The sequence below is a fragment of the Bacillus cabrialesii genome, from assembly GCF_004124315.2.
GTDB classification, from domain to species: Bacteria; Bacillota; Bacilli; order Bacillales; family Bacillaceae; genus Bacillus; species Bacillus cabrialesii.
This window is the reverse complement of sequence record NZ_CP096889.1, coordinates 2,071,982-2,096,248: the sequence shown is the minus strand read 5'-3', so window position 1 is coordinate 2,096,248 and position 24,267 is coordinate 2,071,982. Positions and strand designations below refer to the sequence as shown.

The 24,267-nt window shown below is 41.1% G+C and carries 23 protein-coding genes, 1 pseudogene and 1 riboswitch; of the genes and pseudogenes, 16 read left to right on the top strand and 8 right to left on the bottom strand.

The annotated features are described in order from the left end of the window. Positions 1-92 precede the first annotated feature (92 nt). From EFK13_RS10355 to EFK13_RS10335, 5 genes are all read left to right on the top strand, one after another. Entirely contained in the window at positions 93-575 is a 483-nt protein-coding gene (locus tag EFK13_RS10355; RefSeq protein ID WP_129505491.1) for a DUF4944 domain-containing protein, read from the top strand. 111 nt (positions 576-686) lie between these two features. After that, complete coding sequence (oxdD, locus tag EFK13_RS10350) at positions 687-1,883, top strand: oxalate decarboxylase (RefSeq protein WP_129505492.1); 1,197 nt, start codon at positions 687-689, stop codon at positions 1,881-1,883. Positions 1,884-2,164: 281 nt separating this feature from the next. Then, entirely contained in the window at positions 2,165-2,461 is a 297-nt protein-coding gene (locus EFK13_RS10345; RefSeq protein ID WP_129505493.1) for a hypothetical protein, read from the top strand. 542 nt (positions 2,462-3,003) lie between these two features. Further along, the gene (locus EFK13_RS10340; RefSeq protein ID WP_129505494.1) at positions 3,004-3,435 is read left to right on the top strand and encodes a hypothetical protein; all 432 of its coding nucleotides are present in this window, start codon (positions 3,004-3,006) and stop codon (positions 3,433-3,435) included. 223 nt (positions 3,436-3,658) lie between these two features. Further along, complete coding sequence (locus EFK13_RS10335; RefSeq protein WP_129505495.1) at positions 3,659-4,432, top strand: acetoin reductase; 774 nt, start codon at positions 3,659-3,661, stop codon at positions 4,430-4,432. A 247-nt stretch (positions 4,433-4,679) separates the two neighbouring features. Here the strand turns inward: EFK13_RS10335 and EFK13_RS10330 are convergent, their stop codons facing one another. Then, positions 4,680-5,717, bottom strand: coding sequence for a polysaccharide lyase family 1 protein (locus tag EFK13_RS10330; protein ID WP_129505496.1), 1,038 nt, complete (start codon positions 5,715-5,717; stop codon positions 4,680-4,682). Positions 5,718-5,890: 173 nt separating this feature from the next. Here EFK13_RS10330 and EFK13_RS10325 point away from each other — a divergent pair, with 173 nt between their 5' ends. After that, positions 5,891-6,568: a YoaK family protein gene (locus EFK13_RS10325; RefSeq protein ID WP_129505533.1), complete on the top strand. Its 678-nt coding sequence runs from the start codon at positions 5,891-5,893 to the stop codon at positions 6,566-6,568. Positions 6,569-6,801: 233 nt separating this feature from the next. Next, positions 6,802-7,500, top strand: coding sequence for an expansin ExlX (exlX, locus tag EFK13_RS10320; RefSeq protein ID WP_129505497.1), 699 nt, complete (start codon positions 6,802-6,804; stop codon positions 7,498-7,500). 50 nt (positions 7,501-7,550) lie between these two features. On the opposite strand, the gene hpaB is transcribed toward exlX, so the two are convergent. After that, positions 7,551-9,002, bottom strand: coding sequence for a 4-hydroxyphenylacetate 3-monooxygenase, oxygenase component (hpaB, locus tag EFK13_RS10315; RefSeq protein ID WP_129505498.1), 1,452 nt, complete (start codon positions 9,000-9,002; stop codon positions 7,551-7,553). 287 nt (positions 9,003-9,289) lie between these two features. On the opposite strand from hpaB, the gene EFK13_RS10310 reads away from it, so the two are divergent. Continuing rightward, complete coding sequence (locus EFK13_RS10310; protein ID WP_129505499.1) at positions 9,290-10,975, top strand: methyl-accepting chemotaxis protein; 1,686 nt, start codon at positions 9,290-9,292, stop codon at positions 10,973-10,975. A 159-nt stretch (positions 10,976-11,134) separates the two neighbouring features. Here EFK13_RS10310 and EFK13_RS10305 read toward each other — a convergent pair whose 3' ends face one another. Then, positions 11,135-11,428: a YozQ family protein gene (locus EFK13_RS10305; protein WP_129505500.1), complete on the bottom strand. Its 294-nt coding sequence runs from the start codon at positions 11,426-11,428 to the stop codon at positions 11,135-11,137. A gap of 44 nt (positions 11,429-11,472) precedes the next feature. After that, positions 11,473-11,595, bottom strand: a complete 123-nt coding sequence (locus EFK13_RS10300; protein ID WP_129505501.1) for a biofilm-forming protein — start codon at positions 11,593-11,595, stop codon at positions 11,473-11,475. Positions 11,596-11,844: 249 nt separating this feature from the next. Here EFK13_RS10300 and EFK13_RS10295 point away from each other — a divergent pair, with 249 nt between their 5' ends. After that, positions 11,845-12,249, top strand: coding sequence for a UPF0715 family protein (locus EFK13_RS10295; RefSeq protein ID WP_129505502.1), 405 nt, complete (start codon positions 11,845-11,847; stop codon positions 12,247-12,249). Between the two features lie 444 nt (positions 12,250-12,693). On the opposite strand, the gene EFK13_RS10290 is transcribed toward EFK13_RS10295, so the two are convergent. Together EFK13_RS10290 and EFK13_RS10285 are read right to left on the bottom strand one after the other, a co-directional pair. After that, a complete protein-coding gene (locus EFK13_RS10290; protein ID WP_129505503.1) occupies positions 12,694-12,987 on the bottom strand; it encodes a hypothetical protein in 294 nt (97 codons plus the stop codon). A gap of 105 nt (positions 12,988-13,092) precedes the next feature. Continuing rightward, the gene (locus tag EFK13_RS10285) at positions 13,093-15,135 is read right to left on the bottom strand and encodes a molybdopterin oxidoreductase family protein (protein ID WP_129505504.1); all 2,043 of its coding nucleotides are present in this window, start codon (positions 15,133-15,135) and stop codon (positions 13,093-13,095) included. A gap of 147 nt (positions 15,136-15,282) precedes the next feature. Further along, positions 15,283-15,374, top strand: a riboswitch (SAM riboswitch). Between the two features lie 93 nt (positions 15,375-15,467). On the opposite strand from EFK13_RS10285, the gene EFK13_RS10280 reads away from it, so the two are divergent. The 7 genes from EFK13_RS10280 (at position 15,468) to EFK13_RS10250 (ending at position 22,711) form a co-directional block, all read left to right on the top strand. After that, positions 15,468-16,493 carry a 2-hydroxyacid dehydrogenase gene (locus EFK13_RS10280; protein ID WP_129505505.1) on the top strand — a complete coding sequence of 342 codons (1,026 nt, stop codon included), beginning with the start codon at positions 15,468-15,470 and terminating at the stop codon, positions 16,491-16,493. Between the two features lie 17 nt (positions 16,494-16,510). Next, complete coding sequence (locus EFK13_RS10275) at positions 16,511-17,974, top strand: FGGY-family carbohydrate kinase (RefSeq protein WP_129505506.1); 1,464 nt, start codon at positions 16,511-16,513, stop codon at positions 17,972-17,974. A gap of 91 nt (positions 17,975-18,065) precedes the next feature. Further along, positions 18,066-19,310: an MFS transporter gene (locus EFK13_RS10270; protein WP_129505507.1), complete on the top strand. Its 1,245-nt coding sequence runs from the start codon at positions 18,066-18,068 to the stop codon at positions 19,308-19,310. A 155-nt stretch (positions 19,311-19,465) separates the two neighbouring features. After that, complete coding sequence (locus EFK13_RS10265; RefSeq protein WP_129505508.1) at positions 19,466-20,017, top strand: MarR family winged helix-turn-helix transcriptional regulator; 552 nt, start codon at positions 19,466-19,468, stop codon at positions 20,015-20,017. A 13-nt stretch (positions 20,018-20,030) separates the two neighbouring features. Next, the gene (locus EFK13_RS10260; protein ID WP_129505509.1) at positions 20,031-20,969 is read left to right on the top strand and encodes an ABC transporter ATP-binding protein; all 939 of its coding nucleotides are present in this window, start codon (positions 20,031-20,033) and stop codon (positions 20,967-20,969) included. A gap of 9 nt (positions 20,970-20,978) precedes the next feature. Then, complete coding sequence (locus tag EFK13_RS10255) at positions 20,979-21,725, top strand: ABC transporter permease (protein WP_129505510.1); 747 nt, start codon at positions 20,979-20,981, stop codon at positions 21,723-21,725. Next, complete coding sequence (locus EFK13_RS10250) at positions 21,719-22,711, top strand: ABC transporter permease (RefSeq protein ID WP_129505511.1); 993 nt, start codon at positions 21,719-21,721, stop codon at positions 22,709-22,711. Before EFK13_RS10255 ends, EFK13_RS10250 begins: the two co-directional genes overlap by 7 nt. A gap of 164 nt (positions 22,712-22,875) precedes the next feature. Here the strand turns inward: EFK13_RS10250 and EFK13_RS10245 are convergent, their stop codons facing one another. Together EFK13_RS10245 and EFK13_RS10240 are read right to left on the bottom strand one after the other, a co-directional pair. Further along, positions 22,876-23,409, bottom strand: a complete 534-nt coding sequence (locus EFK13_RS10245) for a GNAT family N-acetyltransferase (RefSeq protein ID WP_129505512.1) — start codon at positions 23,407-23,409, stop codon at positions 22,876-22,878. 10 nt (positions 23,410-23,419) lie between these two features. Continuing rightward, positions 23,420-24,226, bottom strand: a pseudogene (locus EFK13_RS10240) (hypothetical protein). Between the last annotated feature and the right edge of the window lie 41 nt (positions 24,227-24,267).

The window sequence follows — 24,267 nt, the reverse complement described above, 5'->3', positions numbered from 1 at the left end:
TATCTGTATATCACTGGCTCTTTTTTATTTTCTTTTCAGTAACATTTTGAACCCATTTTCCTACTATATGAAAAAGGGAAGTGAGGAAAAACATGAGAAAAAAGAACAACATGAAAAAATGGCTATTGGTGATTGCTGCATTTTTGATGATAGGCATCGTATCAATCTTTGTCATGGTGTCAGGAAAGAAAGTGAAATATGAGGGCAGCGGGGAAAGCGGATTATGGGTTTCCAACCTTGAAAAATCAGGAAAAACTTCAATTGGACCTAATTACTTTTTGAATTTGTATTGGCAGGGGAGTAAGAAGGACGAAAAAAAGACTATTGTTTCAAAAATCATCTTGTACATAGATGGTAAAAAGTATGATGACAGGGAAAATTATGATTTATCAGAGTATACTGGTGAAGAAATGCCAGGTGGAGGATACATGGAAGACCACATCGCCACCTTTGATTATATGCCTGAGGATGAAGTGATAGGGCATGATGTCTTAGTGAAAGTGGAGTGGAAGACAGGCGGAAAAAAACAGACAGAAGAAATCAAATTACATAAGAAGCCGTGGTATAAAAGATAGTTCAGTTGATGAGTAGGTGATCACATTAGTGGTCACTTTTTATTTGCGAATCTCTAGGCACAGCAAAATGAAGCCTTGCATAGGCTGGAATTAAAACCTGTAATTTTTTAAATGAGGTGCTTACTGTTGGAAAAACAACCAATCAAACGTGAAGACAGAAACGTGCCGCAGCCTATTCGAAGTGATGGAGCCGGAGCGATTGATGCGGGTCCGCGAAATCTGATGCGGGATATTCAAAATCCGAATATACTTGTTCCGCCTGTTACAGATGAAGGTATGATTCCTAACTTGAGATTTTCATTCTCAGATGCTCCCATGAAATTAGATCACGGCGGCTGGTCGCGTGAAATCACCGTCAGGCAGCTGCCGGTTTCGACCGCCATTGCAGGAGTAAATATGAGCCTAACTGCGGGAGGAGTACGTGAACTTCATTGGCATAAACAAGCGGAATGGGCTTATATGCTTTTAGGACGGGCCCGTATCACCGCTGTCGACCCAGAGGGACGAAATTTCATTGCTGATATTGGTCCAGGCGATCTTTGGTACTTTCCCGCAGGGGTTCCGCATTCGATTCAAGGATTGGAACATTGCGAATTTCTGCTCGTCTTCGATGATGGGAATTTTTCTGAGTTTTCAACGTTAACCATTTCAGATTGGCTTGCACACACACCCAAAGATGTTCTGTCTGCAAATTTTGGTGTCCCAGAGAATGCTTTTCACTCTCTTCCTTCAGAACAAGTCTATATCTATCAAGGGAATGTGCCGGGATCAGTCGCCAGTGAAGACATTCAGTCACCTTACGGAAAAGTCCCCTTGACCTTCAAATATGAGTTGCTGAATCAAACCCCAATTCAAACGCCAGGGGGGAGCGTCCGAATTGTGGATTCTTCTAACTTTCCGATTTCAAAAAACATAGCGGCAGCACTTGTTCAGATTGAGCCTGGCGCGATGAGGGAGCTACATTGGCATCCCAACAGCGACGAGTGGCAGTATTATCTAACAGGACAGGGACGAATGACAGTGTTTATCGGGAATGGGACTGCCCGCACATTTGATTATAGAGCAGGCGACGTTGGATACGTGCCTTCTAATGCCGGACACTATATACAAAACACGGGTACAGAAACGCTATGGTTTTTAGAGATGTTCAAAAGTAACCGCTATGCAGATGTATCACTCAACCAGTGGATGGCGTTGACGCCTAAAGAATTAATGCAAAGCAACTTGAATGCCGGATCAGTCATGCTCGATTCTCTGCGCAAGAAGAAAGTGCCTGTTGTGAAATATCCCGGCACGCAAAGAAGTTAACCGATCACACAACGGCTTCGCTATGATTAGGTTAAATACTGCACCTGGTCCTGCGTCATTCATGAAAATACGATAAGCATGATTAAATCCCTATGTATACGTTATGTAGGGTTTTTCTGCTTGCATCTTATTATGATGAGCTTTAAAATGTTTGTGTGGAAATGATAACCATTACAGATTGACCATTTATAGAGGTTTTCGTTCGTATTTCTATACCTATCTTTATATATTCAATCAGTTTGATTACGTAAAATGAAAACGGCTTAATAGGGAGGGCGAGGATGAAAGCACTCACTTTCTTATCAAGTTTGACCGCTGTTGGCATTTCAATCTTGGGGCAATGTCTAGGAGTGCTGGATGATTCTTATTCTGTTGGTAATGCTTGGTTTGTAGGTGTTTTAGCAGGATTGATTACACTTCTTATATTGATTGACAGTCAAGTGATGACAAAAAGTTATATCGTAAGCTTAAGTACAATTTCAGGCATTCTGGGAGTAGGATTTTTATATTTCCCAACTGCAATCATCAACATTTTTTTAAGTATTAAATTGAACAAAAAAAAGAAAGAAGACCTTTAGTGAAGATAAAAGATTCTTTAAATTATTTCTTTCTTAGGAGGGGGAAGCGCATGGATTTACCTACATGGGCATATATCATATTTATAATCATGGGTGCTGCAGGTTTTCTAAGTTTAATGTGGTTCAGTTATTTTACGGACAAAGCTGAAAAGTAAAGCGAGAAACCATTTGCATTCCTGTAAAGGATTAAGATTTAATAAGCAATGTAAACCCAATTGTGTAAAGGAGTGTATATTGCTTTTTGATTTGTTGTTTACATCATAAGATTATTTGAAATCAACCGCACAAAACAACCAATTGATCTATGTACTAAATTTTCATCATAACTAGAGTAGATCGGCATTAAGAAATAGAACGTCTTTATCATATTAGAATCTAAGCTCAATTACGATTCTGTTCATCCAGAAGGATTAGTCATTAGATATTCAGTCATTTCATGACAAGATGCAGGACCTGCACCTAAAGACTTATTTATTAAAGTTTATATTGATCAAAGTTTCGCATTCCAATATATTGAAATAAAAAGGGTTGGGGGAAACGAAATGAAGAAGTTTTTACTGTTATTCTTAGCTTTGTTTTTGGTGACAATCCATGCAGGGAATGCTTCAGCGGCTATTGTGAAAAATGAAGAAAAAGTAAGTTTTACGATGACAGAAAATCAAAAAACGTTCATGATGTACGATGAATCAAATCCATATAGGTTTCCGTCTCAGTTCGGATACAGATTCACAATTTATGATGCGGAAGAATGCACAATTCATGCTAGAATGTTTCGCATGTCTTTATCAGGAAATGAAATAACGCTAAGTGAGAAAAATTTCACAGGCAATCATTACGATTTCAGCGCGACTGATCAGGCCGAAGCAATGCCGTACAAAAATCATTATTTAGAGTTAACGAAAGATCCGGGCTGCGGAGAAGTGAAAGTGAAAGGTTTATACGGTTATCAGTTTGATAATCTATACGAATATTGATAAAGAGTATGAATGGTAAGGCCGATCTAAATGTGGCCTTTTTTTATTGTCTAAAGATAAGAATGAAAAAGCATGAACAGCCGAAGGGGTATCTAGAGTCGGGATTAATATTACATTAGAGCCAAGCTTTCTTTTGTATCAGCAGTTTAAATGATGCGGAGAAAAAATGATTTGTTAAAATAAATTTATAGTCACGATCACTCATTGCGAAAGGAGAATGTCCATGTCCAAGACAGCGATAGTTACGGGTTCTGCTGGCGGATTAGGGAGAGGCATTGCAGAGAAGTTATGTAAAGATGGTTTTAATGTAGTGCTGCATGATATCAATGAAGCATTGCTGAATGAAACGGTTTCAGTTTTCAAAGAGAAACACTTTCGTGTGATTGGGGTTAAAGGTGATGTATCGAAACGTGTTGACCAATTCAATTTGGTTAAAGAAACAGTAGAGCAGTTTGGCTGTTTAGATGTTTTTGTAAACAATGCGGGTATTGAAGCAGTTTCGCCATTTTTAGAGATAACGGAAGAACAGCTGAATAGATTGTTTCAGGTTAACGTGAATGGAGTTGTCTTTGGCACTCAAGCAGCCGCTGACCAGTTCATAAAACAAAAAACAAAGGGCAAAATCATTAACGCATGCAGTATAGCGGGTCACGAGTCATTTGAAATGCTGGGCGCCTATTCAGCGACGAAGCATGCGGTAAAATCTTTTACACATTCAGCTGCTAAGGAGCTGGCGAAGCATAACATAACAGTGAATGCATATTGTCCCGGAATCGCAAAAACGAAAATGTGGGACAGAATTGATGAAGAAATGGTGAAGCACAATGATGATTTGCAGCCGGGGGAGGCTTTTGAAAAATTCTCTTCCGAAATAGCCCTTAAAAGATACCAAACACCTGAGGATGTCGCTAATTTGGTATCATTCTTAGCTTCAGATGCTTCAGATTACATTACCGGTCAAGCGATACTAACTGATGGCGGTCTAGTTTATAGATAACAAAAAACCAAGTGGCATGTAAAAAGAAACATCTATTTTGAAACTATGTCATATGGATTCTTTTTACTTGCGATAAACTGGTATAATAAGAAAGCGGGTTGAGAAGTTATTGTGAAAAAGAAAATATCTTTTGGGTAAGAATGGTTTGACCGTCTTTGGATTTGATGGAATGTAACAAGATCGTTTGAAATTAGCCTATAAGTACAAAAAGAGGCTCGGCGTTTTTTTTGCGCAAGCCTCTTTTGTGTCAGTAGCCAAATACCAGAGTTGTACTTTGTGATCCGGCATATTTCGTGACAAATTCTTTTGTATATTGCGGTGTTTGGACACGGTAGCTGTAATTAGATCCGGGATTCCATGATGTCAGTGGAGAGGTTTGCTTGTTGAGAGACGGGTAGCTGCCTGTATCCTTGAAATAACCAGTACCCTTGTCATCAAGAATTCCGCCTTTTTCACTGCCTTTCCCAAAGTAATTATATTCGGAATATATTTTTGCTTTTGTGGCAATCGTAATCGCCTGGTTAAAATTGTTGCTGTAATTGTTTTTAACATGAAAGTATCCATATCTCATGAGACCCGGGCCTCTTACATACAAATTCTCAAAATAATTGTTGGCGATTGTCATGTGGGGATAGCCGTCATATTGATGCTGCGAATCATCTGGGTATCCCAAAATCAAACCGTATTTATGATTCGCGAATTTTGAGTTGCTGATCGTGATATAATCTGCTGATTTTCCGATATACAGGAGTTTGTCCAAATCACTTCCGCTTGCGCTATAGCTGTGGCCTGAAAAGGTGACGTGGTCAATCCAATAGTTGATACCAGAATCTAAATAAAGCTGAATATCATTATTTCCGTTGATCTGCGGACTGTGTTCAAAGGTAAGATTTTGAAAAATCACGTTTCCCGAGCCAGATGAAGTTGTTAAATAAATATTTTTTAGCATTTTTTTCGCGTAAGAGCCTACGAGCGTTTTATTTGAGCCAATGGTAACTGTTGTTTTCGAAGATGCGGAAAGATCATTTTGCAGCACTAAAATTTTCGGAGTGGATCCTCCTAGATGGGTTTTTAAATCATTTACGCTTTGAATGTAAACAATCTGACCATTTTTTCCGCCCGTTGTGCTCGCTTTAGAAATGCCTTTTTCATTTTTAGCATATCCGGCAAATCCTAAAAGGCCATTCGTTGAGGTATTTGGAAAATCGGCGGCACCTAGCGCTTTTCCAGGCAAAAGAACCAATAACAAACTGAACATGGCGAACCATAAACAAAATCGTTTCATCACAATATGCTCCCTTTCGATTTTTTGATATTTTCTTTCGAGGAATATTATTACAGTAAATAGACAGAAATGATAGGTTCTATCTTCCTAATTAATGCCAGGTTATCTCAAAAATACAGATTGTGCTAAGAGACATACTAACAATTGAAATAGAAGAAAGGATTGATACACCGTTGACTGCAGCAGCTTATCGAAACACCTTGCTTTCACTTTTATGTTTAACAGCTGGAATTGTGGATGTAATCGGGTATTTAAGCCTGGGACACGTGTTCACAGCTAATATGACTGGAAACATTGTATTATTGGGGTTAGCTATCGGAAAATCCCTTCAGGTCACTGTTTTTAATTCTTTGACTGCGCTAATCGGATTTATATGCGGGGTGGTCATTTCAACACTGCTGGTCGGAAAGGCAGAAAATACTCTTTGGCCTTCTGCTGTGACAAAAGCGCTTGCACTTGAAGCATTCATTTTGTTGGTCTTTGCTTGTCTATCTTTTTATTCGGCTTTTGTTCCTGTATACATCCTTATTATTCTCTTGAGCATTTCCATGGGGATTCAAACAATAGCAGCCAAAAAGCTGGGGATCGCAGGTATTTCTTCTACTGTGTTGACTGGAACATTGGCTTCTCTTTTAGAGGATGTGTCCGGCCGTTTGTTTTTTAAGAAGCAGAAGAAGACATTCTTAAGAGATTCGGTGTTAAGAGCGCTGGCTATTATCTTATATTGTGTAGGGGCTATTATTGTAGCTTTAGCTGAGCCTGAATTTTACAACGTTATCATTTGGGTTCCGATCGTGCTGATATTTGGCATCATGATGACAGCTAAGCTGAAACTGAGCGGAGAAAAATAATAGCTGTTATAGTTATGCAAAACCAGCTCAGTAAATAAAAATAAGAAATTCGGCTGATGGGCATACCCATTCATTCGTATTAACTTTTTCGTAAAAACCCTTCCTTTGATATATGAATGATAGTGAATATGTCTTAAAATCAGCAATGAATCTATTTCCTCTTTCAAACCAGATAGATTGAGTCATACAATGATAATGATTCTCATTTAAAGTCTGGGTTGAGGAGGACATGTATGAAAAAGAAAATCAGTGCAATTGTTGGTGTGTTTTTTTTGATGATTCTTTGTTTTTCACCGCAAGCTTCGGCAGCATATGACGATCTGCACGAAGGCTATGCAACGTATACAGGGTCAGGTTATTCAGGAGGGGCTTTCCTGCTGGATCCCATTCCCTCCGATATGGAGATTACTGCAATCAATCCGGCAGATCTCAATTACGGGGGAGTGAAAGCGGCACTCGCAGGCTCTTATTTGGAAGTACAAGGGCCAAAAGGAAAAACAATTGTTTACGTTACCGATCTGTATCCTGAAGGCGCCCGGGGAGCTCTTGACCTGTCACCTAATGCCTTCCGAAAAATCGGCAATATGGAAGATGGAAAAATCAATATTAAATGGCGTGTTGTCAAAGCCCCGATCACCGGCAATTTCACGTACCGGATCAAAGAAGGCAGCAGCAGGTGGTGGGCTGCAATTCAAGTCAGAAATCACAAATATCCTGTTATGAAAATGGAATATGCTAAAGACGGCAAGTGGATCAATATGGAGAAAATGGACTATAACCATTTTGTCAGCACGAATGTAGGGACAGGCTCTCTCACAGTCAGAATCACTGACATCCGCGGAAAAGTTGTGAAAGACACCATCCCGCAGCTGCCTGAAAGCGGAACATCCAATGCATATACAGTGCCGGGGCATGTACAATTCCCCGAATAAAAAATACGAAACAGCGGACTTTTTTCCGCTGTTTTTCATATGAACAGACATCAATGATCAGCATCTCCATGCAGAAATGTTTTAACCATGTTCACTTGCTGCTGCATTGGATAGCTGGTATACAGCCTGCTTGAAATCCGAATTGGATCTCCGAAAAAGTATCTTTCGTAGTGAGTTTGCCTTGTTCCAAATGAACTCATCGTTAAATCCCACGCTAAGCGGAAAATTTTCACGCGGTCCTCAGCATTTGTATTGGTTGCTTGAAGGTATTGGTCAAGGTCTTCCCGTATCTCTGAATCAAACGCATTTTCTGTCGGCAGCGTCACCATTCCGCTAGCGCCAATTAACTGAATGATTTCAGTAAAACGAGGATATAGAGCAGGAATGATTGTACTGATGACTTGAAGAGGAATTAAACTGGGACGCATATAGCCGAATTCATCTAATTGAGCGTCATTTTCTGATTTGTCAATGAGTGCTTTGATTGTCTCCAATCCGACAATGATTTCAGAGAGCTTTTCTTGTATATGCTGATATTCAGAAACATTAATGGTGTCGACCAGAAGCTGTGCAACCCCTAATAGAAATTCAATTTTGACCATTTGCCTAATGACGACCTGATGAAAGGTAAAGGCATGAAAAGAGCTTTTCGTCATAAAATCATTAGCCGCTTCAACGTTATCGTAAAAAAACACACGATTCCATGGTACCAGCACGTGATCAAAAACGACGATTGAATCCATTTCTTCATACCTTGAGCTTAAGGGATGATTAAAGGCAGATTCGCTTAATACAAACGATTCTCTTGTGATGAATTTAACGCCTTTTGTGTTTGAGGGAATCGAGAATGCAAAAGCTTCATCCATTTCAAAGAAAAATTTAGGTGCCGAAAAAACCAAGATTTCATCCGTTAGCCCGCCTTGAGTTGCAAGCAGACGTGCGCCTTGTATAATTAAGCCTTTTTCGGTTCTATCGATGACTTTAGCTGATATCGGCTTTTCGCTAAGCCCCAAATATGACTGTGACCGGTTTACTTGGGGAGTAATGAACGTATGGGTAAAGGAAAGGTCATGCTTAGCAGCTTGCTTATACACGTCTATTATATGTTCCGGAAAGCATTTCTCTTCATTTCTAAAAAGCTCTGCTGACGATGCAAAGCTCATCATGGCCGTATTCATATAATCCGGACTTCTCCCCATCATCCCGTGAGTGTGTTTAGCCCATTCTTCAATCATCTTTCTTCTTTTTCGCAAATCATGCTTGGTTTTAGGCTGGAGGTAGGAAAGGCCGATTCGATCATGATCTCCAGAATGGCGATAAGTCATTTCATTGATGAACTCATCCTTTGTTTGCAAATCATAAAGCGAGCTTTTCGTTTTGATTATTCCTTTAAATGCAGGATGATCAGAAATGTTACCCTCTATTTTTTCGCCATCATACCATATGTCGTTTTCTAGTTTATTCAATCGGTCAATGAATTCTTTTCCATTGATGATCCCCATTTGACGTTTCGCTCCTTCCGTATTGTCATTATATTTTCGAAAGGAAAGCCTGTTTAGGCCTTTTGAGACTGGAAAAGCCTATTTCTCAAGTAAACGATAGTTCATATTTTCATAGGGCAGAGGAGCAAGGCATTGCAGTTCAGCGAAAAAGGACAGTTTTCCCAGTGAAGACATGGCTGAAAACTTTATAAAACATGTCGATATGATTGTTGTGGGTGTCGGCAAATACATGACGCATGCACATATTTTATTTTGACCATACAAGAGTGCAGAAGGGAAAACTACACATGAAAGTGAAAACAAAATTGCTGGGGATTATTTCTATCTTAGTCATTTCAATCATTGGTATTGGAGGCTCCTCCGTTTTTATGATTTCTTCTACAGTGAAAAAGAATGAAGAACTTAAAGACAAAATGGAATTCCAAAAGGAGATGAAACATATCCAATATCGATTGACCGGTTTATCAAATGATGAAAGAGGCTTTCTGATTACCGGAGATAAAGAATATGACGAGGGAATGAATGAAAAAGCAGACGATGTCTTAAAGAGCCTTGATCGGGTCAACGACTTGATTGATGAAGAGAAATATCAATCAAATATTGAAGATATTCAAACAAGTTTCACTCAGTATAGAGCTTTAAATAAACAAGTATTAACAACCTACTCTTCAGACCCTAAAAAAGCAGAATCCATCCATTTTGGAGAAGAAAGAACGTTAAGAAAAGAAGTAGTGGATCCAGCTGTCGATAAGCTGTCTGATCGCCTGGATCAAGAGGTGCAGGATCTAAAAGGTGAAATACGCAGCAATGGGACAATGAGTCAGTGGTTTATCATTATTGTCACAGGGATATCAGTAGTGTTAGGCATTGTTTTAAGCTTGCTGCTGCTAAAGTCCATTATGGTTCCTTTGAGAAGTATGAATAAGCAGCTGGAGGACATTGCTCACGGAGAAGCTGATTTAACCAAAAAAGTGATTGTGAAAAATAAAGACGAATTTGGTCAGCTTGCTCAATCTTTCAATTCATTTACCCATTCATTAACTCAAATTGTGAAGCAGATCAGCAGCTCATCTGAACAAGTTGCCGCATCTTCCGAAGAGTTATCGGCAAGCGCGGAAGAATCGAAAACAACTTCTGAACATATTTCCGGAGCTATGCGGATGGCTGCCGACAGCAATGTGAAGCAAAGCTCAATGACAGAAAAGAGTGCGGAATCCATTACTGAATTATTAGACAGTATATCATCGGTTGCTGCAAATACAGGGAACATAGCTGATCTTTCTTCTTCGATGAGGGACAAGGCAGAGATAGGATCTAAGTCCGTTAACAAAATGTTAGATCAGATGAAGTTCATTGATACATCTGTAGATTCAGCAGGTAACGGCTTGAAGGCATTGGTAGAGAGCACTGCTGAGATCAGCGATATTTCTTCACTGATCACAAACATTTCCGAGCAGACAAATTTATTAGCACTAAATGCAGCAATCGAGGCGGCCAGAGCAGGAGAGCAAGGAAAAGGTTTTGCTGTGGTGGCGGAAGAAGTTCGAAAATTGGCCGATGAAACAAATAAATCTGCCAATCACATTCAATCGGTTGTAACAACCATCCAAAATGAATCGGTTGAAACGGTGAATAACATCAAGGTTGTTCAAGAAAATGTGGGCTCAGGCATTGCTCTTTCTCAAGAGACAACAGGGAATTTCAATGAAATACTGAATCTGGTGGAACAGGTCGCTTCTCAAATACAAGAAGTCGCAACGGCAACTCAACAGCTTACATCAGGTGTTGATGTGATTCAGCATACTGTTCATACATTGGCCGCTGGAACAAAAGAAACGTCAGCGAATACAGAAGCGGTTGCGAAAGCATCACAGGAACAGCTCAATTCAATGGAGGAAATCTCCTATGCTGCAGAATCTTTATCCCAATTGGCGGAAGAACTTCAAACCGTCATCAATCGTTTCAAGTATTGATTAGGTTACATGACGTTAAAACCCCACCTTAATCGGTGGGGTTTTATATATGTTGAGCATGAAGCTGGAAATGATGTTAGCAGAGACAGTCATTTTTACCGTGATTGTATTTAAAAACGGAACTAACTTCCTTCTGTCCAGTCAGCTCCGCTTGAATGACTAGTCCAAATTTTGATCGATAGTCCCTTCAAAATAGTCATCGCTGACTTGTTCATGAGTTTCAGCCAAGCCTTGTTCCAATTGTGTGGCTCCCTTATAATCTGAGGGATCAAAGGATTTCCCGGCTAGATTCGTTGTGTCATCTATGTTTTCTTTGTTATGAGCTTGTGTTTTAGTGTTTACACTTTCTGTCCCAGCTTTGCTGTTTACAGATTGCTGAAAATTATCTTCCTTGTCTAATGAAGAAAATCTTTTGTAATCATCAGGCCTGTCGGCTCCATTTTTTTGAGTCACTTTACTTCCTCCAGATTATTGAAATTTTAGTGCGGGCAAAAAACTTATTTCGTTCGTTTAGCATCAGAACCGTGTTTTTTAGGGTCATCTGCTTTGAAAGCTGTCTCAGTCTCATGGTCATTTCTTATTTGTTCAATACTTGAATTTTGAATTCCTTTTTTACTCATTCGTCTCACTCCTTTACGATAAGTGTTGAAATAACAACTCTTGTTATTTTGTCTATTGATCAGGTATTCATTCGCTTTTTTCATTTGCGATTTCGCCAATCAGGAGAGGCATCTTCATCCCAGTCGTATGATGTAATAAAAAAACGTCATTTTTGAAACCTTTTATGAGCGCACTGCGTATGGCATGTTGGGGAGAACTGTGGATGATACATAACAGTTACTTTGAATCATAAAACAGGAGGTGAAAAAATGAACAAAATCGTATCATGTTATCTAAAAACATTAGGGCTATCCAGTCTTACCTTTGGTTTGTTTTTGGGGTTTTATTCTTACATTATGTATGGCGAGATGGTGATTGCATTATTTACGGCAGCAATTGCTTTATTATACGGTTTTATGATGTATGGTCTTTTTGCTTTTCCGCTGCAAATGATGTTACAGAAAAAAGCGAGAACATTTCATGTCATGTATCTATTGATTTACAGTATGATCGCTTTTATCGCAGTTTTCCTGTTTTATGTTATCAATGAGCCTTCGTCAATCGCATGGAATTTGCAATCGTACCTTTATTATATGTTAAGTATTGCGGCTGCAGTGATTTACTGGTTCTGGGATTCTCTGATCCTTTATAAACATACAGCTTCCGGCGTATAAAGCAAACTGTCTAACGTAATTTTTAGCAAATCGGAGAAACTGAAGTTGAAATATGGAAAAAGACGGATATTCAATAAATTCAGGATATTGCACAACCATTGCTTCGTGAATCTAAAAGTTTTCATTTTCATATTTTGTAAAATAAATCTTCCTCGGATAAAGGCGCAGTATGAGGGGGACATAATGAGAGCATACATTCAATACGAATAGGTTTTCTAAGTGTTTTACGATACATATGTTCATCAAGATCATAACGTCATTAAACAAAGGAAATATAAAAATGATTGTTGTGGAGCAGGCATCTTGAGCCGTTTGAGGAAAGAACATTAATTATGGTTTATCCGTCTATCACCGCTTATGGAACACAAAGTTTTGGTGGCGGTCAATCCATACAGCTAAACTGAGAAGAGCGTGACAATGAATCTCGCTCTCATCAGAACTGCTTTATTCACCTTGATGTTTCTCAACTAATGTGAGTGCCCATTGTTTTAACATATGTTTCTGTACATACCTTTTTCCGTTTATTTCAACGTAAGGGATGTCTTTCGTGTCTTTTGCTAGCTGTTTTGCCTCGACGGCAGTAATTCCTAAGAAATGTCCGATATAAAAGTAAATATCTCGTTCTTTTATAAGCAAGATATCACTTTGTTCATTAGCTTTTGGATGGTTCATTTGCTTTAAGCCTTCACCGATAAAATATCCAGCCAAAGCAATACCGATTGCTAAAAAAACGTCCATGTGCATGCCTCCATTGTGTCGATGTTATGTTATACGAGCTAGGCATACTCCAGGTTTCATATTTTAATACAAAAACAGCCAGAACATTCACTGGCTGTTTTCTTTTCACGCTTTTTCAATCTGCACGCGGCCTGAAAAAAAGGTGGCGCCGCCGCCCATATCAGACAAACGGTCTGGCGTAAGCGCGTTTACAAGCTGTTTTTTCCCTTGCTCATCCGCCCATAACCCTTGGCTGACTACGACACCGGGCAGCACTTGTTCTCCGACTGCAGCGGCCAGCTCACATTCTCCCCGGCCGTTCCAAATTCGTACAGGTTCCCCATCAACGATTCCGTGTTTTTCAGCATCCTTTGTGTTGATAAAGAGCTTTGGCGCCTTTTCAAGCTTAATGTGTTTTGCATTGTTGGAAAACGTTGAGTTTAAAAAATTATGGTTTGGCGCCGGAACATACATAAACGGATGTTCATTATCAGATACAAGAGGCGTATGTGTCGGTAAAGCCGGAAATCCTGCTTGTTTCATTTTTTCTGAATATAATTCTATTTTTCCGCTTGGAGTAGGAAGTTCGCCTGGAAACAGCGGCTTTTCGCGTTTCGCTTTCATAAAAGAATGCTTAGAAAGGGAATCGTAATGAATCCCTGCCAAATACGGATTATCTGGATGGTCAAGCGCCTGACGAATTAATTCTTCATCTGTATCTTTGAGCTCCTGCTCTTCGAAACCCATTGCTTCAGCCAGTAATCGGAACACCTCGGTGTTAGACTTGCTTTCTCCGTACCTCTCAATCACCGGCTGCTGAAGCTGAATGTAATGGTGCCAGTAAGAGGTGTAAAAATCAGTGTTTTCAAAAGCGGATGTTGCAGGCAGGACAATGTCCGCATATGCAGCCGTTTCTGTCAAAAACAAATCATGAACCACAGTGAACAGGTCTTTCCGCAGTAAGCCCTGTCTGACTTTATTCGCTTCTGGCGCGACAACGGCAGGATTCGTCCCGTAAATAAAAAGAGAGCGAATAGGCGGATCTGTTTCCAAAAGCACTTTGCCCAGCTGATTCATATTAAACGATCTCGGTGTGCGCCCATTCAGTAAGTCAGGCCGCTGCAGGGCATCCGTGTTATATTCTAAAATTCCGCTGTTATGTTTAATTGCGCCGCCCCCTTTATGGAGCCATTGGCCGGTGATCGCCGGGAGACAGGCAATCGTTCTTACAATCATCCCGCCGTTATCGTGATGCTGGATTCCATTTCCGATTCTGATAAAAGAAGGGGAGGTTTCGCCGTACATTCTTGCCAGCTGATAAATATCTTCAGTGCTGATACCGGTGATCATTGATACCTTTTCGGGATTATACTGTTTCACGTGTTCACGGAGCTTATCATAGCCGACCGTGTATTCAGACAGGAATGCTTCATCATGAAGGTTTTCTTTAAATAAAATGTGCATAATGCCAAGGGCAAGTGCGCTGTCGGTTCCGGGTTTTATGGGAATGAACCAATCGGCGAGACGCCCTGTCTGATTTTTATGAACATCAATCACGACAATTTTGGCACCTTGTTTTCGTGCTTTTTGGGCGATTGTAATTTGGTGCATGTTTGTACTGACCGCGTTGATCCCCCAAAAAATAAATAGTTTCGTATGAATGGTTTCCTCAGGATCGATTCCCGCACTTATACCCATCGTATATTTATAGCCCTCAGATCCCGCTTTGCTGCAAATCGTCCGTTCTAGCTGGCTTGAGCCCATGCGGTAAAAAAAGCGGCGGTCCATACCTTCAGCCGTTAATTTCCCCATATTTCCGTAAAAGCTGTAAGGGAGTATGCTTTCAGCTCCCTCTTGATCCATTAGCTGTTTCCAGTGGGAGGTAATGGTCTCGATCGCCTCTTCCCAAGAAATCGGTTCAAATATCGCTCGGCCTTTAGCGCCTGTCCGTTTAAGCGGTGTAGTCAGCCGCTTTTCATCATAGATGCGCTCCGTCATGTTTCGAACTTTGTTGCATATGTTTCCGGCTGTGACAGGATGATCGGGATCACCTTGCACTTTCACAATTTTTCCGTCTTTTTTATGTACTAGCAATCCGCACTGATCCGGGCAGTCCAGCGAGCAAACGGATTTAAAAATGCCGTTTTGTTGTGTGGCAAAAGATTTCATGGCCCAGTTCCTCTCTCTAGTTAGATATTTTGTAAGAATTATAACATTTCGGATGATAACGTCAATTCTGAAAAAAGAGATTGACATCAATCTGAGACTTCTTTATGATAAACGTATTCTTCATTCTGAAAATTACATACTCAACATTTTCTATCCAGAGAGGTGGAGGGACTGGCCCTATGAAACCTCGGCAACATTATTGTGCCAATTCCAGCAAGCGTCAGCTTGAAAGATAGGAAAGCAAGGTTTATACCGGCGTCTGTCTGTAAACAGGGCACGGTTATACATGAATCTCTTTCCATCTTCGGAAAGAGATTTTTTTATGAAAAAATATGATGAAAAGGATGTTTTGCACCATGACGGTTTTGGTTACAGCACCGTACAACGAAGAAGGACGAAAAGAGCTTGAAAAATTGTTCGGCTCGATTGCTTATCACCCCTGGAAGGAACAAGGCCGGGCATACCGGGAAGATGAACTCATTCAACTGCTAAAAGAAACACATGCGATAGGCTTGGTTACTGAGCTTGATCACGTAACAGACAGCGTATTTGCATCTGTTCCAGACCTTTCATTTGTGGGGGTGTGCAGGGGAATGCCCTCCAATGTGGATGTGGCAGCAGCATCCAAAAGGGGGATACCTGTTTTCTATACACCCGGGCGGAATGCACAAGCCGTTGCTGAAATGTTTATCGGTAATGTGATTTCCTTTCTTCGCCATACCAGCACCTCTAATCAATGGCTGAGGGATGGAAAATGGGACAGCGATTACTTGCAGGCATATGTCAAATTTAAAGGAAATGAATTAACGGGAAAAACGGTCGGTATGGTTGGGTTCGGCGCAGTTGGGCAAAGGATTGCAAAACTGCTGACTGCGTTTGACTGTAACGTAAAGTTTTACGATCCATATGTACAAGACGACCATCCTCTATATGAGAAAGTATCTCTTAAAACGGTATTTTCAGACAGTGATATTGTTTCTGTCCATCTGCCTCGTACTGAGGAAACACTGGGACTTATTGATCGGGCGTATTTTGATCTGATGAAAGAGAGTGCGATTTTCGTCAATACGTCAAGAGCGGTTGTGGTAAACCGTGAAGATCTATTATCTGTATTAAAAGAGCATAAAATCAGAGGAGCGATTTTAGACGTTTTTTATCATGAACCTCCAGAAGAACCGGATTACGAATTGATCTCATTGCCTAATGTTTTGGCAACACCGCATCTCGCTGGAGCAACCTTTGAAGTGGAGGATCATCACGTGACGATCCTGAATAAAGCCCTCAAAAAGTGGAAGGGTGAAAAAACGCTTAATATTTCGACGTTGTATAACAAAGATGAACTCAAAACAGAGGTATAAGAAAGGGGGCTAATGGAGTGAAAAAACAAAAAGGCTATCTCGTTTTCGACATCGGCACAGGCAATGCGAGGGTAGCGGTCGTGAGTGTGGCGGGCATTGTTCAAACGGTTGAACGGGAGGACATCGAGTATTCCACCGAGACGCTTTACCCTGACAGCCGTTATTTTTCTCCTCAGGTGCTGTGGAAGCAAGTAATAAGATTGGCAAAACGTGCACTTTCCCGTTCGCGTGATATTGACATCATTGGTTTGACATCGACGAGTCAAAGACAGGGGATTGTTCTGGTCGATCAAAACGGCGACTCTTTTCTCGGGCTGCCGAACATTGATAACCGAGGCCGAGAGTGGGAGGAGATTATCCCCAATCAGGAAGAGATATATAGACGCACAGGGCGCCTGCCGACCGCACTTTTTTCTGCGCTCAAGCTTTATGGCTTAAAACAGCGTCAGCCCTCTTTATGGGAAAAGACTGCAAGCTTTACAAGCATCAGTGATTGGGTTACGTATCAGCTGAGCGGAATTTTGACATATGAACCATCGCAGGCAACCGAAACCCTGCTGTTTGACGTGAAGCAAAGCACTTGGTCAGAAGAGATGTGCGCCACATTCGGCTTTTCTCCATCCATCCTTCCGCCTCTTGTAAAAGCGGGAACTATGATTGGAACGATAACAAATGAATATGCGTCCGAATTAGGGCTTTCTATACATGCAAAGGTGATAGCTGGTGGCGGGGATACACAGCTGGCTGTGAAAAGCACCGGAGCTGCGCTTAAGGACATCGTCATCGTATCAGGGACAACAACACCAATCACCAAAATTACTGCTGAACTTGACGACACAAAACATAAAGCCTGGCTGAACTGCCATACAGATCAGGAACAATGGCTTGTGGAAACGAATCCGGGAATTACCGGCTTGAATTATCAAAAATTAAAACAGATTTTTTATCCGAATGAATCGTATGAAGTAATGGAGGAAGAGATATCTGCACTTGCTCATGAAGACAATGCATGTGTGGCGGCTCTCGGTTCTTATTTATCGATAGAAAAGAATGCGTTAACGAGAGGCGGTTTTCTTTTTGACGCCCCGCTTTCAGCAAATTTAAAGAGAGCGCATTTTGTACGTGCGGCGCTGCAAGAGATCGCATTTTCGATCAAATGGAACTTTGACATTTTAACGGAGGTTACTTCGTTTGAACGTGACTACGTTTGGGTGTGCGGAGGAGGATTCCAAAGTCAAGCGCTCACTCAGTATATTGCGGACCTTCTTCAGAAAAAAATCTATGTTCAAGAGGGATATCATCAGGCATCCGTCGTTGGCGCTGCAGTCGTTTGCAATGAAACCTTTCAATTGACGGAAGAGATGTCAGCAAATGTCCGGGTGATCGAACCGCAGGACTGTCAGGTAGAACTGGCTTTATATGAGGAATGGAAGCAAACACAGCGCTTTTTTTCAGCGGCAAAAAGCAAAGTGCCGGTATAAGGCATTTGCTGCTGTTTTGAGGAATGATCTCATTTCTAGCTTTAACAAGGTAATACTGCAATTGACTTAAGCATCTAAGGAGGAGACAGATATGTTAGATAAAATTGGAATACCGAAGCGGCTTGTCTGGGGGTTTTTAGGGGTTGTTTTGTTTATGATGGGAGACGGGCTTGAACAAGGCTGGCTCAGTCCTTTTCTGATCGAAAACGGTCTTACTGTTCAGCAATCCGCTTCAATTTTTAGCATTTACGGAATTGCGCTTGCTATCGCGTCCTGGTTTTCGGGTGTATGTCTTGAAGCATTTGGCGCAAAACGGACGATGTTTATGGGGCTGTTGTTTTATGTGATCGGTACAGCCGCCTTTATCGTGTTTGGGTTTGAACAGCTGAACCTTCCTGTGATGTATGTGACTTACTTCGTAAAAGGGTTAGGCTACCCGCTTTTTGCTTATTCTTTCTTGACATGGGTCATTTACCGAACACCGCAAAACAAACTGAGCACTGCTGTCGGCTGGTTTTGGATTGCATATTGCCTGGGCATGTTTGTGTTCGGCGCATGGTACTCAAGCTACGCGATCAAAGCGTTCGGTTATTTGAATACGCTTTGGAGCTCTATATTCTGGGTATGTCTCGGTGCATTCTTCGCATTGTTTATCAATAAAGACCGTTTTGAAAAGAAGAAAAGAAAGCGATCAGAAACAACCGAGGAGCTCTTAAAAGGAGTTACCATTCTTTTTACGAACCCGCGTGTGCTTACAGGCGGAATCATCAGAATCATCAACAGCATTGGTACATATGGTTTCCCAGTCTTTTTGCCGATGCATATGGCTCAGCACGGAATTTCAACTAACGTGTGGCTGCAAATTTGGGGAACGATTTTTCTGGGGAACATTGTGTTTAACCTCATCTTTGGAATTGTAGGTGATAAATTCGGCTGGAAAAATACCGTTATTTGGTTCGGCGGAGTCGGCTGCGGCATTTTCACCGTCCTCTTATATTATGCACCTGTTTTCTCCGGAGGAAGTTTAGCGGTTGTCAGTGTGATCGGCTTTATTTGGGGAGGTTTGCTGGCAGGCTATGTGCCAATTGGTGCAATTGTGCCGACGGTGGCCGGAAAAGACAAAGGAGCTGCCATGTCTGTATTGAATTTGGCTGCAGGTTTATCAGCGTTTGTCGGTCCTGCGCTCGCTTGGCTGTTCATCGGTCTCGTCGGGGCACAAGGCGTCGTCTGGATCTTTGCGGTCCTTTACCTTGCAAGTGCGGTCATGACGAAATGCATTCATATACCTGAGGAAAAAGCGGTACAGGAGGAAACATCTCCTCAATATGCATCTTAATCAGAAAGCGCCCTGTTTCAGGGGCGCTTTTCGTCTTTTGTATAGTCGAAGAAGCTGACAAACTTTTCTTAAGAAAAATAGACAATATGTTGACAATTAATCAAGAGGTGTTATGATGTTATAGACAATATATTGTCTATTCAGGAGGGAACATCATGGATTATTCTAAAGAACTGAAAGATTTATTTTTAATGCAGCAGTCTTACGCAACACTTTTTTCTGTTTTAAACAAAATCCAATCACGCGGGGACGATTATTATGAAAGTTTAACGTCAAGACAATTTATGACGATGGTTGCCATACTGCATTTACCGGAGGAGGAAACGACATTTAACAACATCGCAAAAAAATTAGGCACTTCAAAACAAAACATTAACAGGCTTGTCAGCGGCATTGAAAAAAGAGGTTATGTCACTACTGTACCAAGTAAACGTGACAAGCGTGCAGTTAATGTGAAGATTACAAATTCAGGAAAGCGCGTCATGGACGAATGCGGTGAAAAAGCGGTATACTTTATGGCCGATCTATTTAAAGGGTTTTCGACGGAAGAGCTGGAAACATTGTGGATTTTATTGAAGAAACTGTACAGTTTTGACGGAGAAGAACAGGATGGTTTTGAAGAAAACGCTGCTGATTTTGACATTGAACAGAATCGGGACGATTTGAAAACAAATTTATTGCAGGAATTCGCAAAACGGAGAATGTAAAAAGGAGAAATGTATGAACAACGTGGCGGCAGTAAAAGATTTGAAAATGCAGTACGGAAACAAAACTGCGGTAAATGGGATTTCGTTTGAAGTGAGAGAGGGGGAAGTGCTTGGCTTGTTAGGTCCAAATGGTGCAGGGAAAAGCACCACCATTCATATGTTATCCGGGGTATTGTCGGCCAGTTCCGGAAACGTGACAATATTGGGCCACAATGTGAAAAAGGGGTCAAAGGAAATGAAGAAAGGCATCGGGGTTGTGCCTCAAGATATCGCGATTTATGAGGAGATTTCCGCTGAGAAAAATGTTCGTTTTTTTGCGAGTCTTTATTCTCTTAAAGGAGAAGAACTGAAAGCCCGAGTCAAAGAGGCTTTGGAGCTCGTACAGCTATATGACCGGAAAGATGACAAGCCTAAGACGTTTTCAGGCGGAATGAAAAGAAGATTAAACATCGCGTGTGCCATTGCCCATCAGCCGAAATTGATTATCATGGACGAGCCCACAGTAGGAATCGATCCGCAATCCCGGCATCACATTTTGGAATCGATAAAAGAGCTGAAAACAAGAGGCGCGAGCATTATTTACTCGACCCACTATATGGAAGAAGTCGAGGCTATTGCAGATCGCATTATGATCATGAATGAAGGAAGAATCATTGCCAATGGAACAAAAGAAGAGCTGTACAGAGAAGTGAATAAAGAAATGACATATGCTTTTCAGCTGACGCGTGTTCAGTCATTAAATAAAAATTCAATTAGGGAAATCACAGGAGTGACAGGAGTTGATTTCTCTGACCATCAACTACAAGTGACCGTTCAGCAAAACCAGGATCACCTGAGTGAGATCATAACAGAATTGAGTGCCCAAGGCTGCAGCATCCTAAGCATGAACAAACAAGAGACGTCGTTAGAAACAGTATTTTTAGAGCTGACGGGAAGAAATTTAAGAGATTAGGAGAGCAAAATGAGTTTGTTAAAATTGATAACGTTTGATTTTATGAATATTGTAAGGAATCCGGTTCTTGTGATCGCCAATACGGCCTTTCCTTTCGTTCTCATTCTGGTCATGGGCTTTGTGACGAAAAACAGCTTTGGGGCAGGCGGGGTCAGTTCGTATGATTATTACGGTGTGAATATGATAATTTTTGCTGCAGCTCTGATCGCTATGACTGCCTCTAATGCGTTTATGGAGGAAAAGGTGAAGAAAGCAAACCTCCGCATTGTATATGCGCCCGTTTCGACAACCGGTATTTATCTTTCTAAATTGCTATCAACCTGGATATTCAGTGTCATTATGTACAGTGTGAATGTGTTGATCGCCCAGACGATTTTTCATTTGAACTTTGGCGGACACCATCTTCCGTATTTCATACTCTTATTGTATGTATTTTTATTTTTTGGCTGTTGTTTTGGCACAATGTTTTGCTGTTTGTTCAAAAATGAAGAACAGGCAAATGGGATCATGCAAATCCCGATCGCTTTTTTTATTTTCTTTGGCGGCGTATTTTTCGGGATTCATAGATTTGGAGATGCCGTCAATCATATATCGCTTTTTTCTCCGGTTAAATGGGTAACAGAGTGTTCATTTCGTCTTATTTATGATCACGATTTCAGTATGCTGCTGCCTGTTATGTCAGGACTATTATTTGCTTCAATCATTTGTATTGCCGTTTCGCATGTTCTATGTAAGCCGGAGGGATATGTATGCTGAGTTTATTTCAAAACAGGTGGGAGCGAATCTTGACCAAAAAAGCGATTATCATCATTGCAGTGATCATTATTCCCCTGATGATTGGTGTTGCGATTATGTTTTCCGGAAAGCCGGTTTCCAAAGAAACGATCGCTTTTGTAACAGAGCAGGACAACGTGCAGCATATGCCGAGTGACTCTGCATTTAGAGTGGTGGCGGTACATCAGAAGCCGAAGTTTTCTGATCTGGTGTTAGGGAAATATACGGCTATTGTAGAAAAAAATCAACGCGAATACAAAGTGACCACTTTGAAAAGTAAAGCGGATCAAAAGATGATTCAGCAATTTTTTGAAACTGGAAAAATGCCAGGCGGCTACCAGGGAGAGGACAAATTAAGGACTGAAAGGGGCACAGGAACGAATATATTAGGCTTTATCGTAATGCTTGTCTTGGTGCAAGGTGTGGCATTAGCTTCGTTATATCCAGAAGACCGGATGCTCAAAACCTTTAGAAGGATTTTGGTGTCTCCCGTACATGTGGGGAAATATTTGCTTGTTCAGTTTATCTTTACGTTTTTATGTCTTTACATACCCACTTACTTGGCCATCGTCATTACTAAAGTATTCTTCCATGCTGAAATTGGTTTTCGTTTGGACATTCTTGCTGGGCTACTGGGTGTTCTAATCATACTTGCAACAGGATTCGCTATCTTTATGGCTTCTGTGATGGACCGAAATATCAGTTTGGTGTCAAGCGGTATCAGTGTGGTCACATGTGTATTGTCAGGCTGTTTTCTTTCTTTTGCTCCGCATCATCTGTTGTTGAATGCGCTTTGTGCGATACTGCCGCAAAAAGCGTATATGACTTTCATTCACGGGGTAGAAATGGGGCATACAATGTGGGGATACAAAACTCAGGTTGTCTATATTTTGATGTGGTCAGCTGTGTTTTGTTTCCTTGGAGGTTTTATCACAAGAAGAAGGACCAATAAAGGGATTTATGAATAGGGGGAGAACGAACAAGAGATGCATAGGCCGCTATGCATCTTTTTATTCTGTTAAAATATGGAAGTTGGTGATCGAGAATTAAGGTGTCATAACTTGTGCAGGTCATGAATCGGACATTTTAAAGAGAAGGGAATGTACATACAGATTGAGAGAATGCCGTCCGTTCATTCGCTTGATTTTAAAATAGAATATACATTTGTATCATAAGGGATTCCATTTTGATACATGTACTGTCTTAAGACGCCTTCTTTTTGGAATCCCATTTTGACGAGCAGTCGATTTGATGCTTCATTTTGGGTAAATACAACTGCGCCAATACGCGTCAGGCCAAGAGAAGCAAACCCGTATGATACAGCCTCTGAAATGGCTTCTGATGCAAATCCGTTTTGCCAATGCGCAGGGATGATTTCGTAGCCGATCTCTGCACGCCTATGCTTTTTGGCCAAAGCGTGAAAGCCGATTGTCCCGATTAATTCTTTGGTGTCTCTTCTTTCTAATCCCCACCGTATACCGCGTTTTTCTTGATAAAGAGCGGCAAACGTTTGAATCATTGAAATAGCTTCTTCGATAGATTTCATGTTTTCAAGCCCGTAATAGCGTGTCACTTCATCGCTTGAAAAGCAAGCAAAAATGGCTTCTGCATCTTGATCTGTCATTTGCCTAAGTGTAAGCCGATCCGTTTCTAATACAGGAAACATTCAACCACTCCTAAAGTTTGTGTTTTTGTTTATCATATCCCTTATATTTCCTCTTTTCTATAGTGAATCCAAAACTGAGGAAGCGAAGGAATGAATTTGTCTTTCTAATTGCTCTTTGTTTTTGCTGAATTGTTTCAAACGATGGCCGTTCGCGCCTGATGGATGGGGGAAGCCATGAAGGCAGAAAAAGTTCCGGAGGCTGTGCCGGGTGATCAATGTTCCACAGACTGTTTCGGCTGCTTTTCCAAGCGGAATAAGAAGAGCCGGTCCTGTCACTTTATTGAGCTCCGCAGGGAAGTGCCCAAAAGCATAGGTGCTTTAGGATAGGAGAATGAGTGATGGCCGGTCTGTATCCGGTATAGTTTTTTTGCTGAAAGAAAACATGATATTTGATAATGGAAGTAGTATGAAGCATATGCCGCAAGTCTCCAAAAAGCTGTGCAGCGCTTTGGATCTCTAAAGCTTGCGGCAGCCCGCATGAATCCAGCATGGTAATAAGGTTATGCCTCATCGAACCGGAGAGACCCGCCGCTTTTTTCGTATCTACCGCCATTTGCTCAAGAGATCGGCCCTGCCGCAGGCTTTCTGCGGCTGTTTCGTACGCTGTTTTCATCTGGGAAAAACCTGGCGTGATTCCGGCAATCACAATCGAGGCATCCCGGTTGATATATTCATTATGAGGTGAATAGTAGATGTCAAGGTCGTTTTCTTGATGAAGACGAAATGGATCAGTAAGTAAATCGGACTTTGTAAGAGAAGAAGGAAGAGAATGTATTTTCTCTGCGAACTCCTCTAAGCAGCTGCGGTTTATAATCATATGTAAGCCTCCTCAAAAATGAGATCCCATTGTCCATTCTA

Bases quoted from the DNA above. Each gene is read 5' to 3' on its own strand.
- EFK13_RS10310 (WP_129505499.1), top strand. From the start codon at position 9,290: ATGAAAGTGAAAACAAAATTGCTGGGGATTATTTCTATCTTAGTCATT.
- hpaB (WP_129505498.1), bottom strand. From the start codon at position 9,002: ATGGGGATCATCAATGGAAAAGAATTCATTGACCGATTGAATAAACTA.
- EFK13_RS10245 (WP_129505512.1), bottom strand. From the start codon at position 23,409: ATGTTTCCTGTATTAGAAACGGATCGGCTTACACTTAGGCAAATGACA.
- EFK13_RS10250 (WP_129505511.1), top strand. From the start codon at position 21,719: ATGCTGAGTTTATTTCAAAACAGGTGGGAGCGAATCTTGACCAAAAAA.
- EFK13_RS10340 (WP_129505494.1), top strand. From the start codon at position 3,004: ATGAAGAAGTTTTTACTGTTATTCTTAGCTTTGTTTTTGGTGACAATC.
- EFK13_RS10255 (WP_129505510.1), top strand. From the start codon at position 20,979: ATGAGTTTGTTAAAATTGATAACGTTTGATTTTATGAATATTGTAAGG.
- EFK13_RS10260 (WP_129505509.1), top strand. From the start codon at position 20,031: ATGAACAACGTGGCGGCAGTAAAAGATTTGAAAATGCAGTACGGAAAC.
- EFK13_RS10355 (WP_129505491.1), top strand. From the start codon at position 93: ATGAGAAAAAAGAACAACATGAAAAAATGGCTATTGGTGATTGCTGCA.
- EFK13_RS10280 (WP_129505505.1), top strand. From the start codon at position 15,468: ATGATGAAAAGGATGTTTTGCACCATGACGGTTTTGGTTACAGCACCG.
- EFK13_RS10335 (WP_129505495.1), top strand. From the start codon at position 3,659: ATGTCCAAGACAGCGATAGTTACGGGTTCTGCTGGCGGATTAGGGAGA.
- EFK13_RS10345 (WP_129505493.1), top strand. From the start codon at position 2,165: ATGAAAGCACTCACTTTCTTATCAAGTTTGACCGCTGTTGGCATTTCA.
- EFK13_RS10295 (WP_129505502.1), top strand. From the start codon at position 11,845: ATGAACAAAATCGTATCATGTTATCTAAAAACATTAGGGCTATCCAGT.
- EFK13_RS10270 (WP_129505507.1), top strand. From the start codon at position 18,066: ATGTTAGATAAAATTGGAATACCGAAGCGGCTTGTCTGGGGGTTTTTA.
- EFK13_RS10290 (WP_129505503.1), bottom strand. From the start codon at position 12,987: ATGGACGTTTTTTTAGCAATCGGTATTGCTTTGGCTGGATATTTTATC.
- EFK13_RS10265 (WP_129505508.1), top strand. From the start codon at position 19,466: ATGGATTATTCTAAAGAACTGAAAGATTTATTTTTAATGCAGCAGTCT.
- oxdD (WP_129505492.1), top strand. From the start codon at position 687: ATGAGGTGCTTACTGTTGGAAAAACAACCAATCAAACGTGAAGACAGA.
- EFK13_RS10300 (WP_129505501.1), bottom strand. From the start codon at position 11,595: ATGAGTAAAAAAGGAATTCAAAATTCAAGTATTGAACAAATAAGAAAT.
- exlX (WP_129505497.1), top strand. From the start codon at position 6,802: ATGAAAAAGAAAATCAGTGCAATTGTTGGTGTGTTTTTTTTGATGATT.
- EFK13_RS10330 (WP_129505496.1), bottom strand. From the start codon at position 5,717: ATGAAACGATTTTGTTTATGGTTCGCCATGTTCAGTTTGTTATTGGTT.
- EFK13_RS10285 (WP_129505504.1), bottom strand. From the start codon at position 15,135: ATGAAATCTTTTGCCACACAACAAAACGGCATTTTTAAATCCGTTTGC.